Source organism: Arthrobacter sp. MYb227 (assembly GCF_002975435.1).
Lineage (GTDB): Bacteria > Actinomycetota > Actinomycetes > Actinomycetales > Micrococcaceae > Paeniglutamicibacter.
In genome coordinates this window covers 406,195-422,287 of record NZ_PCPT01000001.1, presented here as the reverse complement: position 1 = coordinate 422,287, position 16,093 = coordinate 406,195, and the positions used below count along the sequence as shown (strand labels likewise).

Annotated in this window: 14 protein-coding genes; 11 read left to right on the top strand and 3 right to left on the bottom strand. The window is 55.0% G+C overall.

Features of this window, described 5'->3' with window-relative positions:
- The first annotated feature begins 13 nt into the window (after positions 1 to 13).
- The 9 genes from CQ018_RS01970 to CQ018_RS01930 all read left to right on the top strand — a co-directional run bounded on the left by CQ018_RS01970 (position 14) and on the right by CQ018_RS01930 (position 10,170).
- Complete coding sequence (locus tag CQ018_RS01970; RefSeq protein WP_181149691.1) at positions 14 to 2,440, top strand: VWA domain-containing protein; 2,427 nt, start codon at positions 14 to 16, stop codon at positions 2,438 to 2,440.
- Between the two features lie 211 nt (positions 2,441 to 2,651).
- Complete coding sequence (locus CQ018_RS01965; RefSeq protein ID WP_105548280.1) at positions 2,652 to 3,233, top strand: alternate-type signal peptide domain-containing protein; 582 nt, start codon at positions 2,652 to 2,654, stop codon at positions 3,231 to 3,233.
- 296 nt (positions 3,234 to 3,529) lie between these two features.
- A complete protein-coding gene (locus CQ018_RS01960) occupies positions 3,530 to 4,306 on the top strand; it encodes a hypothetical protein (protein WP_105548279.1) in 777 nt (258 codons plus the stop codon).
- A gap of 5 nt (positions 4,307 to 4,311) precedes the next feature.
- A complete protein-coding gene (locus CQ018_RS01955) occupies positions 4,312 to 4,926 on the top strand; it encodes a signal peptidase I (protein WP_258142395.1) in 615 nt (204 codons plus the stop codon).
- Positions 4,923 to 5,714, top strand: a complete 792-nt coding sequence (locus CQ018_RS01950; protein WP_105548277.1) for an LPXTG cell wall anchor domain-containing protein — start codon at positions 4,923 to 4,925, stop codon at positions 5,712 to 5,714. Before CQ018_RS01955 ends, CQ018_RS01950 begins: the two co-directional genes overlap by 4 nt.
- Before the next feature lie 482 nt (positions 5,715 to 6,196).
- Entirely contained in the window at positions 6,197 to 6,640 is a 444-nt protein-coding gene (gene rplM, locus CQ018_RS01945; RefSeq protein WP_105548276.1) for a 50S ribosomal protein L13, read from the top strand.
- Positions 6,641 to 6,676: 36 nt separating this feature from the next.
- Entirely contained in the window at positions 6,677 to 7,177 is a 501-nt protein-coding gene (gene rpsI, locus CQ018_RS01940; RefSeq protein WP_105548275.1) for a 30S ribosomal protein S9, read from the top strand.
- A gap of 175 nt (positions 7,178 to 7,352) precedes the next feature.
- Complete coding sequence (gene glmM, locus CQ018_RS01935; RefSeq protein WP_105548274.1) at positions 7,353 to 8,699, top strand: phosphoglucosamine mutase; 1,347 nt, start codon at positions 7,353 to 7,355, stop codon at positions 8,697 to 8,699.
- A 127-nt stretch (positions 8,700 to 8,826) separates the two neighbouring features.
- Positions 8,827 to 10,170, top strand: a complete 1,344-nt coding sequence (locus CQ018_RS01930) for a UDP-glucose/GDP-mannose dehydrogenase family protein (RefSeq protein ID WP_105548273.1) — start codon at positions 8,827 to 8,829, stop codon at positions 10,168 to 10,170.
- A 138-nt stretch (positions 10,171 to 10,308) separates the two neighbouring features.
- On the opposite strand, the gene CQ018_RS01925 is transcribed toward CQ018_RS01930, so the two are convergent.
- Entirely contained in the window at positions 10,309 to 11,844 is a 1,536-nt protein-coding gene (locus tag CQ018_RS01925; protein ID WP_105548272.1) for an NAD(P)H-hydrate dehydratase, read from the bottom strand.
- Between the two features lie 101 nt (positions 11,845 to 11,945).
- The gene (locus CQ018_RS01920) at positions 11,946 to 12,296 is read right to left on the bottom strand and encodes a holo-ACP synthase (protein WP_105548271.1); all 351 of its coding nucleotides are present in this window, start codon (positions 12,294 to 12,296) and stop codon (positions 11,946 to 11,948) included.
- A gap of 136 nt (positions 12,297 to 12,432) precedes the next feature.
- Here CQ018_RS01920 and CQ018_RS01915 point away from each other — a divergent pair, with 136 nt between their 5' ends.
- Complete coding sequence (locus CQ018_RS01915) at positions 12,433 to 12,987, top strand: DUF664 domain-containing protein (protein WP_105548673.1); 555 nt, start codon at positions 12,433 to 12,435, stop codon at positions 12,985 to 12,987.
- Between the two features lie 115 nt (positions 12,988 to 13,102).
- Here the strand turns inward: CQ018_RS01915 and glmS are convergent, their stop codons facing one another.
- The gene (glmS, locus tag CQ018_RS01910) at positions 13,103 to 14,974 is read right to left on the bottom strand and encodes a glutamine--fructose-6-phosphate transaminase (isomerizing) (protein ID WP_105548672.1); all 1,872 of its coding nucleotides are present in this window, start codon (positions 14,972 to 14,974) and stop codon (positions 13,103 to 13,105) included.
- Between the two features lie 148 nt (positions 14,975 to 15,122).
- On the opposite strand from glmS, the gene coaA reads away from it, so the two are divergent.
- Positions 15,123 to 16,082 (top strand): type I pantothenate kinase, encoded by a 960-nt coding sequence (coaA, locus tag CQ018_RS01905; RefSeq protein WP_105548270.1) that lies wholly within the window; start codon positions 15,123 to 15,125, stop codon positions 16,080 to 16,082.
- Positions 16,083 to 16,093 lie beyond the last annotated feature (11 nt).

The window sequence follows — 16,093 nt, the reverse complement described above, 5'->3', positions numbered from 1 at the left end:
AAGGGGGAATACCATGCGACGATTCACTCGTGTGCTCGGCGGGGCGTTGGCCCTAACCGTTGCTGCGGGGGCAATGACCATGGGCTTCGCAGGAGGAAGCGCGGGTCTGCCAGCCGCCTATGCAGCTGCCGATACTGCAGAAGTTAAAGTCAAAGTGGCCTCCAAACGCACAGGTAGTGGGAACAGCGACTTTTCGCCTAGAGCTGGAACTACGCTCAAGCTAGTCAACTCCGACGGGACCAACTTCACCGCTGCTTCCTGGGGCACCTGTCGTTCTGATAGCGCCGGGATCTGTACTTTTACGGTTCCGGAAACTGGCAAGAGCCAGACTAATCGAGATAAACGGCCTTACATTCAAGAGAGCAATCCAGCATCGGGAGATTTCACGCTCCCTAAACTGAATCTCACAAGGAACCTAGATAATTCTCAAGGCAACGAATCCGGCCGGATTCAACTACCACGTGAAATGCTCAGAGCCGGAAAAAGTACGCTGCTACCAGCGACCGGAAATGCGAGTTCCTCATTTTGGGCCACCGGATTAAAGAACCCGCAAGTTGTTGCTCCCAAATGTGGTCTGCGTATCGGGATGCTCGTGGATCTATCTGCCTCCCTCAAAGACAGCCAGAAAGCACTACGTACCGCTGCAACAACATTTGTTGATGGGCTCGAAGGCACCCCAACCCAGATTGCGATGTGGACCTTCGCCGGTGGGGCACCCGCGAAAAACAATGCAAATCTTCCACTTACTTCGGTAGCTAGCGCGGCGGATGCCACGATAGTCCGCGACAAGGCAAAATCGCTCACTGTAGTATCCACCGGCTCCTGGGAACAAGGGACAAACTGGGATGCAGGACTTTGGCAGGTGGCTAATGCCCCGGCCGGTGAGAATGTTGATGTGCTGCTGATGCTGACCGATGGGGACCCGACCAGATCCACAATTACCGCCAGCAAACCGGACGGTCCAGGTAATTCGACCTACCGTCGCGAGGTGGAGCGTGCAGTATTCTCGGCCAATGCTGTAAAGGCACGTGGCACTCGAATCGTTGCGGTGGGTATCGGCAGCGGGGTCTCATCGTCCAAAGGAAACTTGGCAGCAATCTCGGGGAACAACGCAGGAACTGACTACACCACGGTCAGCGACTATACAGCGCTCGGAAGCTACCTAAAGTCCCTGGCAGCAGGCTACTGCGATTCAACGGTCAACGTCATTAAACAAGTGACCAATGATGCAGGTGATCTTGCCACGGCACAGCCCTCAGCGGGATGGCGATTCAATGCCGAGGGAAAAAAGATATCTCCGACTAACGGAGTCACCGATGAATCCGGTGCCGTGAGTTTTAAAGCGTCGGACCTATCAGCTGCCGGAACTACCCCAGTGACCATCACGGAGACGGACCCCCAAGACCACACCTTGGTACAGGTGAAGGGCAAGAACGCGGTATGCACCAAGGATGCAGGACAAACGAATGTGCCGGTCACCAACCAGGGCACTCACGGATTCACCGTGGATGCAGTTGGCGGCTCGGTAGTGACCTGCCATGTCTACAACCAACCGCCGACACCTAAAGCTAGCCTGAGTGTCAGTAAATCATGGGTCATCAATGGCAAAAAATACGCCGACGGCAGCCAGCCAAAGGGATTCGAAGCCAATTTGCTAATCGATGAGAAATCCAAGCGCTTCGCCACCGAATACGACGGCTATGAAGCCGGATACAAGGTGAAGATCGATGAAACCACAAAGGTTCCCAACGCTGAACGCTGCACCATCGGGACAACCCAGGGAGATCTTGGAACTAAGACCCTTGCCACGGGACTAAACAAGTTCTCGCTGACCAATGTGGTCGACTGCACCAGTGAAGTCGTGCTCAAGAAGATTGTCATGAACGGCCAGAGTGGAACTGCCATCCCCAATGAGTGGACATTGACCCTCACCCCATCGGGCAGTACCACAGCGGAGGTGAGCACGCCCGGATCCACCAAGGGCAGTACGCACAAGATCACGCCTGAGACCGCATACAAGCTCAGTGAAAAGGGCGATCGTGCGGGATACACGCTGGCCTCGCTACAGTGCTCCACCGGTATAGACGGCGCGATGCAACCGCTCGAAGGCACCTTGAGCGTTGCCCACGGTGCTTCGGTGACATGCGAATTCACCAATGTATGGCAAGAACTAACGGTCAAGAAGCAAGGTTGGAAACTTACCAGCTTGGCATCAGGAAAACTGCCGACAGCAGAACATGAAATTCCATCTGGATCACCTGCCCCGAGCGGAACCATGAGCTGGAGCTACACCGTAACCAACCGTGGAGCCATGCCCGTAAACGGGATCACAGTCAGGGATGACAAGTTGGCAAAAGATGCGGTGAGTTGCCCAGCGACGCAACTAGCACCAGGTAAATCCATGATTTGTACGGCTAGTGGCCCCATCGGTATGGAATAACCCCAGCCAAACCGGTTTCTGGCACATCCGTTGAATCCAGAAACTTGCTCGGGGTACCACCACCGGTGCCCCGAGCCCCATATTTCCGTTCCCATCTCCCAAGTAGCACACAAGAGTAATTCGATTTTGTCCTTCGTCGCACCCATCTCAAGGCTGCGGCAGCAACACACCCATCCAACGGTCTACAAGCCGTCAGAACTAAGGAGTCATCATGAACAAAGCAACCAAGGGAATCATCGCAGGTGCACTAGGCCTCGGACTGCTCGCGGGCGGGGCAACCTTCGCAAAATGGGAGGATAGCGTGACCGTTCCCGGAGGCATCATCACCGCCGGTAACCTCGACATCTCGGTAGTCCCTGAGAAGACCACCTGGCAGGACGTCAGCGATGATATCGAAGGCAACCCACGCTCCATTGACCCGGCTACTTTCCTGATGGTCCCCGGAGATACGGTTCGGATGACCGACCAGGTCAAAATCAACCTCGCCGGTGACAACATCAGCGCCGCACTAACGGTTGATGCCCCGGTGTTGACCGGCGATCTCGCCGCTGCGTCCGACGGTGTGAGCGGAACAGTGACTCTGCTTGACGCCGCAGGAACTCCAGTGGGTCCCACCGCAGATCTGGGTGACCCGATCGTGTTGAACAGCGCAAACTTCACTGCAAGCGACAACGACACGACGTTTACGGTCGCTGTTGATCTTGATTTCGACATTGATACCCCTGACCAGGTTCGCGTCAACGCAGCTGCAACACTTGAGGGGCTGACATTCGATCTGAAGCAGACCCGCTAAAGATCAGGATTCAACATACTCGCGTATCTATGGCTAACCGCCTGAAATTACGGTATCCGCGCACCTAAAACGGACCGAGAGATGTTTCCGTGGTGGACCCCAGTCGCCGCGGAAACATCTCTCGTAGTTAGAACATCGGTCGCACCTCGCGTTTGCGTTTCCATTTCTGTGAACCGCATTAGCGCCCCCACACTTTGTGCCGACGACCTGTTTCCGGCACCACACAGCACGGCTCCCATCGCACCGTCCCCAGCACGTAGGGGCCAGTATTGGATCCCCTTCGAAAGGCTTGCATTATGAAAACCATTCCTGCCGCAGCACTGGCCCTGAGCCTTGGGGCAGTGCTTGGCGTAGGCGCCATGGCGACCTACGCATCCTGGGAAGCCCAAACTGGCCTGAAAGCTTCGGTGAAATCGGGGGCAATTCATTTTGCCGTTGATGACCCCAAACCTGATTCAGGGGTACTCCAAGCGATTCAGCTCGCTGGTGATTCCTTGTCGTGGAAGCTTCCAGCCGGTGAAGTGGATAGACCTTTGGGTACGGACGGCCAGCTGGCTGATATTTTGGGAAAGCTGAGCCCCGCAAAACCACAAAGTGCGGTAATTCGCATTGACGGTCAATCACAAGGAAACCGCGGGCTGGCATACTCATTAGCCAATGTCAGGATTAGTGGGGATCCAACGCTGGCCGAGCGCACCAGCATAAAAATTGGCAAGGTCGCTGAACCCTCGGATTGTTCCCCCAATAATGTGGGAACACCTTTGTACACGGGGTCGCTTTTCGAAGCCAAGATCGCACCGCGCGAATTAGTATCAGCAGCATATTCGACCGAAAGCTGGAATAAGCCGGTCACCGAGTATCTATGTCTTGGGTTTTCGCTGAGTGCCGACGACCTTAGCTACACCAATATCGCCACGGTAACAGGAACTGCTGACGGCGGCCTCGAAGCAGACACCGAGCTTAGCGCGAGCGATTCTTGGAGTGCTTTGATCGAGCCCACGCAGGCAGCCCGCCAGGCTGGCGTCGACTTCACCTTCACTCACCAGACCTACCGTCCTGGCAGTGAGCCGTGAGCGAGATGCTGAATATTGAATCGATGAGACATGGCTCCACAACTAATCAGCTCGGTGCCGAGCCTCGTGTCCACATGCGACGAAGTCCGCTGAAACTAATGTTCACCTTACTGGGCTGGATATTAGTTGGCGCGTTGGTGGCACTGCTATTGGGCTCAAGTGTGCTGCCCCGAGTGATCGGGGCGGTTCCACTCGCGGTTCTAAGCGGTTCAATGGAACCGAGGTTTTCCGCCGGTGATCTAGTGATTAGCCAGCCAGTGGACCCCGCCCAAATCAGCATCGGTGACATCGTGACTTTCCAACCCGAAGCGAATAACCCTGCCCTGGTGACTCACCGAGTGGTGTCCAAATTCGTGGGTGAGGGAGGCGCCATCGGGTTCACGACAAGAGGTGATGCCAACGGCGTTGACGATGAGCCCATCATCGGCGCACAGGTTCGCGGGAAGGTGCTGTATACCTTGCCCTGGGTAGGACATGTGGTTAATGCCTTGAACCCGAAGCTGCGAACTGGCCTGCTTCAGGGGGCCGGGGCCCTATTGCTGGTTGGGGCAGTGGTTTCCTTGGCTCGACCGGCGAAAAAAAGTAGAACCAATAATCCACTCACGGGGGAGCAGAAGTGAAGAAGCGAATCCGCATAGGCTTAGCAGCAGCGCTCATTTTGGCGTTTGCCGGTAATGCGGCACCGGCCAAGGCCGAGAAGGTTGAACCACATCAGATCGCGGTAAAATGGGATGGTGAAACGGAATGGTCAACCACTATTCATGTGCCTGGTTTTCCAGGACCACGGATTGTTCCGGGGGATTCAGGCGCGCGGGTGTTAGAAGTACGTAATGACGGCCCCACCGCAGGAACGCTCAAAGCCTGGATCGTCAACGTCAAGCTTGACACCGATCCCAAAGACGATTTCTATAAGGATCTAACGCTTAACGGGTTGCCTTTCGTCGATTATTTTGAGCACCGGACCGAAGTGGCAGTCGAGCGTTTGGAACCAGGGCAGAGCACGCAACTGCCACTGGACTACGATTTCCCGTTCGAATCCGTCAGTGGAAACTACCAAGACCTAACGCGGTTGCGTGCCGCATTCGATGTTGAACTGCGTATTGGTGGTGAGTTGCCACCGGTTCCTACGCCGGACCCAACGCCGAGCCCGGACCCAACGCCGAGCCCGGAGCCCACACTAGATCCGAGCCCAGACCCTACCCCGGGCCCAACACTCGACCCATCGACCGAGCCGCCCTCCGATTCGGACGAAACACCAGAGCCCTCGGTTCCACCCACAGCTACCGATACAGTGAAAAAGCTCGCGCAGACAGGTTCTACGACTCTTTTCGTAGGCTTCATCGCACTGCTGGTGGGAGGACTAGGAGCAGCATTCTTAGTTCTTTCCAAGCGGCGCAAGCATCAGTAACGATCGAAATATACCCGCGGCGAGCAAGCCCCCCTCTTGTTCGCCGCGCTTCGAATCACGTGCGTGCTTCTTCAACGCTTCCTTGTAGCCGTTCCTTCCATGGACGTAGCTCGCCTAGGAAAAGTTGAAGTGCACGCACGTTTTCGCATTTATGCCTCAAAGGGCCAGGACACCTAGCTGGAGCAAATCTCGTAAGTTGTCAGCGTCACGTGGCGTGCTTTGGTGCATGCGCGTTTAATCCGATAGACTATTGGCTGTTGTGCGTGTCCTTTGTTCGACACAACCTTCTCCGCGTGACGGCTCAGTTGCAGAGCCACTGGTCTGCGGGGATTGCGAACATTCATGGACGGCCGGTCTTTTCAGTCCTCACCTGGCGAACTGGTTACAGCGCATCTAAACACAGCACATTTACGAATGGTGGATCTCACAGCCGCCTTTCAAGAGTGCGCTTGACCAGTAACCAATAAACAAAGGCAATTACAGTGCGTACGTTCACTCCAAAGCCGGCCGATCAGACCCGTCAGTGGCACATCATTGATGCCTCCGACGTTGTTCTCGGTCGCCTCGCCGTCCAGGCCGCAACCCTGCTGCGTGGCAAGCACAAGGCTACCTTCGCCCCCCACATGGACATGGGCGATCACGTCATCATCATCAACGCCGAGAAGGTTGCCCTCACCGGTGCCAAGCTCGAAAACAAGCGCGCTTACCGCCACTCGGGTTTCCCGGGCGGCCTGAAGTCCGTGACCTACGCCGAACTTCTTGAGAAGAACCCGGTTCAGGCTGTGGAGAAGGCCATCAAGGGCATGCTCCCGAAGAACTCACTGGCCGCAGATCAGCTGTCCAAGTTGAAGGTTTACCGCGGTGCAGAGCACCCGCACGCTGCACAGCAGCCGGTTACCTTCGAAATCACCCAGGTCGCGCAGTAGCGCTGGGCCCCGAGAAAAAGACTTTAGGAGATTATCGTGGCTCAGAACACTGAAGAGATCACTGAATTCGAGGGTGAAGCACCGACTTCATACACCTCGGAGTCCGCACCGGCTGAGGCCGTTGTAGCCAAGGAACGTCCGGCACTGACCGTTGCAGGTGCAGCTGTTGGCCGTCGCAAGCAGGCAATCGCCCGCGTGCGCGTTGTTCCGGGTACCGGCCAGTGGACCCTTAACGGTCGCACGCTGGAAAACTACTTCCCGAACAAGCTGCACCAGCAGGATGTTAACGAACCGTTCAAGCTTCTTGAACTCGAAGGCGCTTACGACGTTATCGCTCGTATCCACGGTGGTGGCCCCTCAGGTCAGGCCGGCGCTCTGCGTCTGGGCATCGCCCGTTCGCTGAACGAGATCGACCGCGACAACAACCGTGCGCAGCTGAAGAAGGCTGGCTACTTGACTCGTGACGCTCGCGTCATCGAACGCAAGAAGGCCGGTCTCAAGAAGGCTCGTAAGGCTTCGCAGTTCTCCAAGCGCTAAACCGCTTGCGTCGGTTTTTTACCGACACGAAGGGCTCAAGGATTCATTTCCTTGGGCCCTTCGCCCGTTAAGGAGACCCGCCGAAGCCCGGAAGTACGAGCATCACGCGGCTAACAAGGTGCGAAAGATCGCAATTTCCCAGTATTTGCTTCAACTGGTCTTATGATGGATGACGATGGCAAGGTTATTTGGGACCGATGGTGTCCGCGGAAAAGCAAATGAATTATTGACGCCCGAACTGGCGATGGCACTTTCACAGGCTGCCGCCATGGTTTTGGGCCACGAGCAAATCACTGACGGGCGTCGTCCCGTGGCAGTGGTTGCCAAGGACCCGCGCATTAGTGGTGATTTCCTTTCGGCTGCCATTGAGGCAGGGTTAGCGGCAAGCGGCGTTGACGTACATGATGCAGGTACGCTGCCTACCCCGGCTGCCGCTTATCTCGTGGCGGACCTCGGTGCTGACTTTGGCGTGATGATTTCGGCCTCGCACAACCCCGCCCCCGACAATGGAATCAAATTCCTGGCCCGCGGTGGCAAGAAACTTGATGATGCGCTCGAAGACGCTATCGAGGCAGCCCTCGAAAGGCCTAAGTACCGCCCACAAGGTGGCGACGTGGGCCGTATACGGCGATTTGCCGATGCCGAGGACCGTTACACCATGCACCTGTTGCAATCGCTCCCTAACCGCCTAGAGGGGCTCACCGTGGTCCTTGACTGTGCGCACGGCGCTGCAAGTGGATGCTCCCCGGAAGTTTTCACAGCTGCTGGAGCCAAAGTCATCGTTATTGGTGCCGAACCAGATGGAATTAACATCAACGACGGCTATGGTTCCACACACCTAGAAAACCTGCAGGCAGCAGTCTTGGAGCACCGGGCCGATCTTGGTATTGCCCACGATGGCGATGCCGACCGTTGCCTGGCCGTAGATCATGAAGGAACCATCGTTGATGGGGACCAGATCATGTCGATTATGGCAACTGCCATGAAGGACATGGGCAAGCTCAAGGACAATACCCTTGTAGCAACGGTCATGAGCAACCTTGGCCTGAAAATCGCCATGCGCGAAGCCGGAATCACTGTCAAGGAAACCGGAGTCGGTGATCGTTACGTGCTTGAGGGCATGCGTGAAGGCGATTTCAACCTCGGAGGCGAGCAGTCGGGGCACGTAATCTTCGCCGATTACGCAACCACCGGAGACGGTGTCTTGACCGGTCTGCAGATCGCTGCCCGCATGAACGCCACGGGTAAGAGCTTGAAAGAACTAGCAGGGGCAATGACGGTGCTTCCGCAAATTCTGATCAACGTTAAGGGCGTGGACAAGGACGCAACCACAACAAATGCAGTTCTTGCAGCAGCAGTTTTGGCGGCCGAAGAGCAACTGGGGGACTCAGGTCGCGTCTTGCTTCGACCTTCCGGTACCGAACCCGTGGTCAGAGTCATGGTTGAGGCAACCTCCCAGGACGTTGCAGAGATGATTGCCGGTTCGCTTGCTGAAGTTGTTACACGCGAGTTAGCTCTTTAACGGTTTAGACAATAATGAGTTTTCTGTGGCCGGGCAGGACGGGATAGTTCCGTTCTTCTCGGCCACAGTGCTGGTAGCTATCCCACCACAAGGTGTTTTGGCTCCTGAAAGGAATATCGTTTAGGTTATGGCTTTGAAAATATCGGTGATTGGCACCGGCTACCTTGGCGCAACCCATGCTGCATGCATGGCGGAGCTGGGCTTTGAGGTTATCGGCCTTGACATAGACCAAGCCAAGATCGATTCCTTGGCGTTGGGGGAGTTACCTTTCCACGAACCCGGATTGCCCGAGCTCTTGCGCAAGCATGTAGCCTCCGGACGTTTGCGGTTTACTACCAATTACGAAGACGTCACCGCCTGGGCCGATATTCACTTTATTGGGGTTGGGACACCACAACGCGCCGATGGCCACGGTGCTGACATGCGTTATGTGGATGCTGCGGTGCGTGAGCTTGCCCAACGCATTCGTGGGAAGGCCCTGATCGTGGGTAAATCCACGGTTCCGGTAGGTACTGCACGCCGACTCGCAGCACTTATTGAGTCCGAAGCGCATCCCGAAGCCGAAATCTCCTTGGCCTGGAACCCAGAATTTTTGCGTGAAGGCTTTGCAGTAGCCGATACGATGACACCGGACCGTTTGGTTATTGGTACACAGGATGACGATTCGGAAGCCATCCTGCGCGAGGTTTATGCTTCGGCGCTGGCGACTAACACTCCGCTGATTGTCACAGATTTTGAAACCGCTGAGTTGGTTAAGGTTGCGGCCAATGCCTTTCTTGCCACCAAGATCTCCTTTATCAACGCTTTTGCTGAAGTCACCGAAACCGTGGGCGGAGACATTACTACCCTTGCCGACGCCATCGGACATGACGTCCGCATTGGAAGAAAATTCCTCAATGCAGGGGTAGGTTTTGGTGGAGGTTGCCTTCCCAAAGATATCCGAGCCTTACAAGCTCGTGTCAGCGAGCTCGGACTGACCCATACCATGGGATTTTTGGCCGAGGTCGATGAGATTAACCTGCGGCGCAGGGAACGCGTGGTGCGACTGGCAAAAGCAATGCTTTCCGGAGAACTCGTGGGGCAGAAAATTGCTGTTCTCGGCGTCACGTTTAAGCCGGATAGTGATGATGTTCGAGACTCACCAGCATTGGAAATCGCCGTAGAGCTTTTCAACGCAGGTGCCGAGGTCTTCGTATTTGACCCTAAGGGCAATAAGAATGCTGCGGGGCGTTTCCCACGCTTGCACTACGTCGATAACTTAGAAGCTGCGGCACAAAATGCCGACCTGATCTTGCTGCTCACTGAGTGGGCAGAATTCAAGGCGCTTACCCCTGAAGACTTGACGCCTCTTGTTACTCATCGACGCATGATCGATGGACGAAACGTGTTGGCCAAGCAAGACTGGAAAACTGCCGGATGGGAAATTACTTCCATGGGGCAACATTATGCACCACTCGATGGGGACATCTAGGGTCACTCATCGAGCAGATTCGTGATGGTAGAGCTTCCCGTACTTTTCCTAGCGTCCAAGATTCCTTCGGGGGGTATGGTCCCTCATCGCAGGTGCGATAAGAAACCATACCCAGGTGAACCTGGCTGAAATTGTGTCTTAGATTCCTAGGTGCCGGGCAGCGAAAGGCAATGCGTCAATGATACTCATGGCGCTAACTGTTCCTCGTGACGCAGCTACTGAGCCAGCATGAGCATGGATCAAGGCACCAGCTGCCGCAAGATCTGTCAGCCGGTGAGCAAGCGGTAGCAGGCTTCCTGGCGTCGGTGTCGCAGGGAGCTTCGCGCCCGCAACGAGCATTCCCAGAATGCCTGTGAGTACATCCCCACTACCTGCTGTTGCCAATTCTGGGGTGTGCGCATGGACAATGAGGGTATATCCGTCGGGAGCAGTGCAAATGGTTGCTGGTCCCTTGAAGAGGACTACACAGTCATAAGCTACGGCTGCCCAACGCGCCCAGCGAATGGGATCTGCAGCAATGTCTGCGGCATCAACACGAACCCCGGCTCTGGATAGCAATGAACGCAATTCTCCTGCATGCGGAGTAAGGATGCGCAATTGATGGTGCTCGCCGGGTTCCAACATCCCCAGCGCACTTGCATCAATGACACATGGAGTCTCTGCCTGCAGGATCTCCTGTAGTCGCCCACGCGATTCGAGAGTGTCTTCCATGCCCGGCCCAACGGCCCAGGCACCGATCCGTGTTGCTCCTTCACGGACATTACGCCGATTACGGGCCAGCAGAACCGTCAGCTCTTGATCAGACAGTGGTACAGCTTCTGGTACATGATTGGTGAGAGTAGCCGAAACGGCCGGGGGCACCATGGTTCGTAAAAGGCCAAGTCCACTTGCTACTGCTGCCCGAGCGGTAAGTATTGCAGCACCAGGGTATTGGGCCGAACCCGCCAGCAGCCCCAGAACCCCGCGCTGATACTTATGCGCACCAGCGCTGGTCCAATCCTCGTCACGATTCAGTAAGACCTCGAGATCATCGTCTTGAACTATCCATGCCTCTGGTTCGGCTAGTGCTTGCCCAAGACCTAGGTCAGTGATGTGGATTTGCCCGGAGACCAGATGTCCAGATCCAACTGTCAAACCTGTCTTCAAAGCACCAAAGCACACTGTTCGATCAGCCGCTATCACCGTCGTGGCGACATTTCCGGTATCGGCATCAACGCCACTGGGTAGGTCCGCAGCCAGAACCGGTACATCACGGGGAATGCTAGGAAGCTGCACGTCAAGGCGGACACCGGTTCCATACCCAGCATCAATGAGAAGATCACAGTCCTCTAATAAGACTTCGAGGCTTTCCACTGACGTAGTTCGTCCCGAGGCTCGTATAAAGGCTTCAAGAGCGGCTTGATGAGATCTCTTCGAAAGTAATACGGCGGTGGTCTTAACTCCACGTTTTGCTAGCGCTGCGAGAGCGAAGAGACCATCTCCACCGTTATTGCCGGGTCCGATGAGCGCAACGACTTGAGCTCCGTAGAGCCTACCGGTGAGTTCTTTAAGCATCAAGATTGCTTGATGAGCCAGGGAATCTGCTGCTAAACGCATCAATCTAAGGTCGTCGGCACCACTCAACACTATGGCTTCGGCTTCTCGAACGTGGGTACCAGCATAGACGGGGATCATTTGCCCACAATACCTAACTATTTATGGTGTGTGCTCCGAAACCTGAATTCGGTGCAGAAACAGAGACGAATAAGAGTAAGGAAAAGGAAACTAACGGTTTCTTAACGTTCGGCTACGACCATGGCGGTTGCCAAGTCTCCGTCATGACTCATCGACAGGTGCCAATGGATAACACCTTTGGCTGCCGCGGCTTCTGCGACCGATCCATCAAGAACAACATACGGGTCACCAGCTTCATCTTTTTCAATCCAACAATGCTGCCAATTCATTCCGGCAGGGGCACCGAGTGCCTTAGCAATTGCTTCTTTGGCGGCAAAACGTGCAGCCAGGGAGCGGATATGCAGTTCACGTTCGGCAGGCACAAAGAGTCGCTCGCGTAATGCTGGGGTTCTCTCCAGCTGGGCTTTGAACCTAGAGACTTCAACTACATCAACACCAATTCCCACGATCATATGCTCGAGTTTATCGGCGAAGTGCTCGAGAAGCCGAAACTACCATTGATCTATGGCGGGCCAAGGCCCAATCTTGGAACGTGGGGAAGTCCAAGGAACAAGCATCTTACGAGAGGTTACCAAGATGATTGATCACATGAAATCTGAGGATGCGGTGCTTGTAGCGTTGCTACGTGATGGTTTCGAGCGTGTGAATATAAGCGTTACCGATCTTATGGAGCAGGCAAGTCCCCAAATGCTTAGATATCGACCCGAAGCTAATGCGAACCATATTGCGTGGTTGATCTGGCATCTGAGTCGAATCCAAGACGATCACTTTGTGCATTTGGCTCGGGCCCTATGGCCCACGCAGAGCTTTGAAGAATGTTGGATCAGTGGTGGTTGGTCAGGAAAATTCAAGTTGCCCTATGCCGAACGGGAAACAGGATATGGACAGACAAGCGAGCAAGTGCAGGCTTTTGGAATGTACGATGCGGCCCTACTGGCCGCCTATCATTCAGCGGTTCACCAGGGCAGTAATGCGATCCTTGGCAAGCTACAGGTGAGAAATCTTCAGACGATTATTGATCATCGGTGGAATCCTCCGGTGAGTACAGCGGTCAGGTTGGTTAGTGTTTTGGAGGACACCACCAAGCACATAGGCCAGGCCGAGTATATTTCGGGTCTCTTCTCGGCTGCACCGCATTCTTGAGCTCTCGTCATCTCCGCGAAGTGGCGGCGAGGAAAGAACTGCGGCGCTGGTGCCGCTCGCACAAGCGAGAAGCACCAGCGCCGCAGTCGTGGCGTGCTATTAAACCTGGCTCGATCTATTCGACAGTCACAGATTTTGCAAGGTTTCGGGGCTGATCTACGTCAAGCCCCTTAGCTGTTGCTAGCTCGCAGGCAAAAAGCTGCAACGGTACAGTTGCCAACAACGGCATCAACAACGTTGGGGTTTCGGGCACATAGAAAACGAACTCGGCGAATTCGCGTACAGCTTCGTCCCCGGATTCGGCAATTACCAAGGTCTTGGCGCCGCGGGCACGAACCTCTTGAATGTTGGAGACCACCTTTGAATGCAGTGAGTCGCGTCCTCGAGGAGACGGCACCACAACAAAGACCGGCTGGCCATCATCGATCAAAGCGATCGGGCCGTGCTTCAGCTCTCCAGCGGCGAAACCTTCGGCATGGATGTAGGCGATTTCCTTGAGCTTCAAGGCGCCTTCCATAGCTACCGGGTAACCGACATGGCGGCCCAAGAAGAGTACCGAGGATGCCTGAGCCATGGAGCGCGCGAGTTCCTTGATCTCATCGGCACGATCCAGAATGTCCTGGATCTTAGAGGGAATCTTGCCCAGGTCGGCAAGAATGTCCTTGATCTGACCGCTGAAGAGATTGCCGCGCAGCTGAGCCAGGTAGAGCCCCAGAAGGTAGGTTGCGGTGATCTGAGCCAGGAATGCTTTGGTCGATGCAACAGCGATCTCCGGACCCGCGTGGGTATACAACACGGCATCGGATTCACGAGGAATCGTTGACCCATTGGTATTGCAGATCGATAGGGTTTTTGCGCCCTGTTCCTTGGCGTAACGAACAGCCATGAGGGTGTCCATGGTCTCGCCAGATTGCGATATTGAAACTACCAAAGTATTTGCATCAACGATGGGGTCACGGTAACGGAACTCGTGGCTCAATTCGACTTCGACCGGGATGCGGCACCAATTCTCGATCGCGTACTTGGCAACCGAACCAGCGTAGGCAGAAGTACCGCAGGCAAGCACAACGATCTTTGTGACATGGGCTAATTCTTCCGGAGCGATGCGCATCTCATCAAGGGTCAGACGACCGAAAGCATCCGAACGGCCCAAGAGGGTATCGGCTACAGCTGCGGGTTGGTCGTAGATTTCCTTTTCCATGAAGGAAGGGAAGCCACTTTTTTCGGCGCTTGCCGCATCCCAATCGACGACAAACTCTTTACCCTCGGCGGGGTTGCCAAAGAAATCGGTAATTGAGTGGCTATCGGGGGTGATCGTAACAATCTGATCCTGGCCAAGTTCAACAGCGCGGCGCGTGAAATCAATAAATCCAGAAACGTCCGAGCCCAGGAAGTTTTCGCCCTCGCCCAAGCCCAAGACCAGGGGTGAATTACGGCGTGCTGCAACTACTACACCCGGGTGATCCGCGTGAACTGCTAAGAGGGTGAAGGCACCTTCTAGCTGACGTGCGGTCAATTCCATTGAACGGGTCAGATTGCCCTTGCCTGCGCCGCGGAATATAGAGCCGAGCAAGGCGGCTGCGACTTCGGTATCGGTATCGGAAAGGAATGAAACGCCTTCGCGTGTCAGTTGCGCTTTAATCTCAGCAAAATTTTCGATGATGCCATTGTGAATCAATGCTAGGTTTTGATCATCTGCAAGATGGGGATGAGCGTTAGTATCGGTCGGTCCACCGTGAGTTGCCCAACGTGTATGGCCAATACCCGTGAGGGAATACGGTAAAGGGTCGTCTTCGAGAGTGTTGATCAGGTTGACAAGTTTGCCAGCCTTCTTTCGAGAATCAACACCTGCTTCGGTGACGACGGCGATTCCTGCCGAGTCATAACCGCGGTACTCAAGACGGCGCAAACCTTCGACAATGACATCGAGCGCACCATGAGAGGCCGTTCGTTCAGGGTTACCTACATATCCAACAATTCCACACATGGAAAAAGCGTACATGCCCAAAAGCACCAAAAAGTGTACTTTTGCCAAAGTGGAGTAAGGAAATTTTTATGGGCTTCACCATGCTTTTGCGACATAGGTTCCGATCCACGTTTGGGAATACCGGTGTTTTCTTGGCACAATTCAAGGCGTGAATGGACAGCGCACGGTCGACTATGGGGCGACTCCCTTCGTCGAATTGGACCGTCAAACATGGGCACGTCTCTCAAATCAGTTAGAACAGCCGCTTGATGAAGCCGATCTTCGGCGTCTGAGTGGCTTGGGCGAACAACTAAATCTTGATGAAGTGCGAGAGGTTTACCTCCCTCTTTCGAGATTACTGAACCTGTATGTACAGGGCTCAGCATCTTTGCATCAGGCAACTAATACCTTTTTGGGCGAAAAAACCAGGCGTACACCCTTTGTTATTGGTGTTGCCGGGTCGGTTGCCGTTGGTAAATCAACTACAGCTCGCGTGCTGCAAGAACTCTTGCGCCGTTGGCCCGACACCCCAGATGTTCAGCTGATAACCACAGACGGTTTCCTTTACCCGAACGCGGATCTAGAAAAACGCGGCATCATGCACCGTAAGGGATTCCCCGAATCCTATGACCGCCGTCGACTTCTACGTTTCGTCTCCGAAGTAAAATCTGGTTCCCCGGAAGTGCGGGCGCCTTGGTATTCACACCTGACGTACGACATTGTTCCGGGTAAGGAAGTCGTGGTCCGCTCACCGCAGGTACTGATTGTTGAAGGGCTCAACGTCTTACAGCCGGCGCGGTCTCGCATGGATGGAACTGCGGGGCTTGCCTTGAGCGACTTCTTCGACTTTTCGGTTTTCGTCGACGCAAGAACCTCCGACATTGAAGAATGGTACATTCGCCGATTCATGAAGCTTCGTTCCGGGGCCTTCTCTGACCCGGCATCGTACTTCCACCGCTACGCAAATCTCAGTGACGAGGAAGCACGTGAGACCGCCCACGGGATCTGGAAACGCATAAACGAGCCTAACCTGCGAGAAAATGTTGTCCCTACACGCGGCCGAGCCCAGCTGGTCTTGAGCAAGTCGGCCGACCACTCGATCCGACGAATGCTGCTGCGTAAGATCTAACTTCATGCCAG

What these genes read in the sequence shown, in the direction of transcription:
- CQ018_RS01930 (WP_105548273.1), top strand. Translation starts at nt 8,827, where the DNA reads ATGGCTTTGAAAATATCGGTGATTGGCACCGGCTACCTTGGCGCAACC.
- glmS (WP_105548672.1), bottom strand. Translation starts at nt 14,974, where the DNA reads ATGTGTGGAATTGTTGGATATGTAGGTAACCCTGAACGAACGGCCTCT.
- CQ018_RS01920 (WP_105548271.1), bottom strand. Translation starts at nt 12,296, where the DNA reads ATGATCGTGGGAATTGGTGTTGATGTAGTTGAAGTCTCTAGGTTCAAA.
- CQ018_RS01960 (WP_105548279.1), top strand. Translation starts at nt 3,530, where the DNA reads ATGAAAACCATTCCTGCCGCAGCACTGGCCCTGAGCCTTGGGGCAGTG.
- CQ018_RS01915 (WP_105548673.1), top strand. Translation starts at nt 12,433, where the DNA reads ATGAAATCTGAGGATGCGGTGCTTGTAGCGTTGCTACGTGATGGTTTC.
- CQ018_RS01970 (WP_181149691.1), top strand. Translation starts at nt 14, where the DNA reads ATGCGACGATTCACTCGTGTGCTCGGCGGGGCGTTGGCCCTAACCGTT.
- CQ018_RS01925 (WP_105548272.1), bottom strand. Translation starts at nt 11,844, where the DNA reads ATGATCCCCGTCTATGCTGGTACCCACGTTCGAGAAGCCGAAGCCATA.
- CQ018_RS01965 (WP_105548280.1), top strand. Translation starts at nt 2,652, where the DNA reads ATGAACAAAGCAACCAAGGGAATCATCGCAGGTGCACTAGGCCTCGGA.
- glmM (WP_105548274.1), top strand. Translation starts at nt 7,353, where the DNA reads ATGGCAAGGTTATTTGGGACCGATGGTGTCCGCGGAAAAGCAAATGAA.
- CQ018_RS01955 (WP_258142395.1), top strand. Translation starts at nt 4,312, where the DNA reads ATGCTGAATATTGAATCGATGAGACATGGCTCCACAACTAATCAGCTC.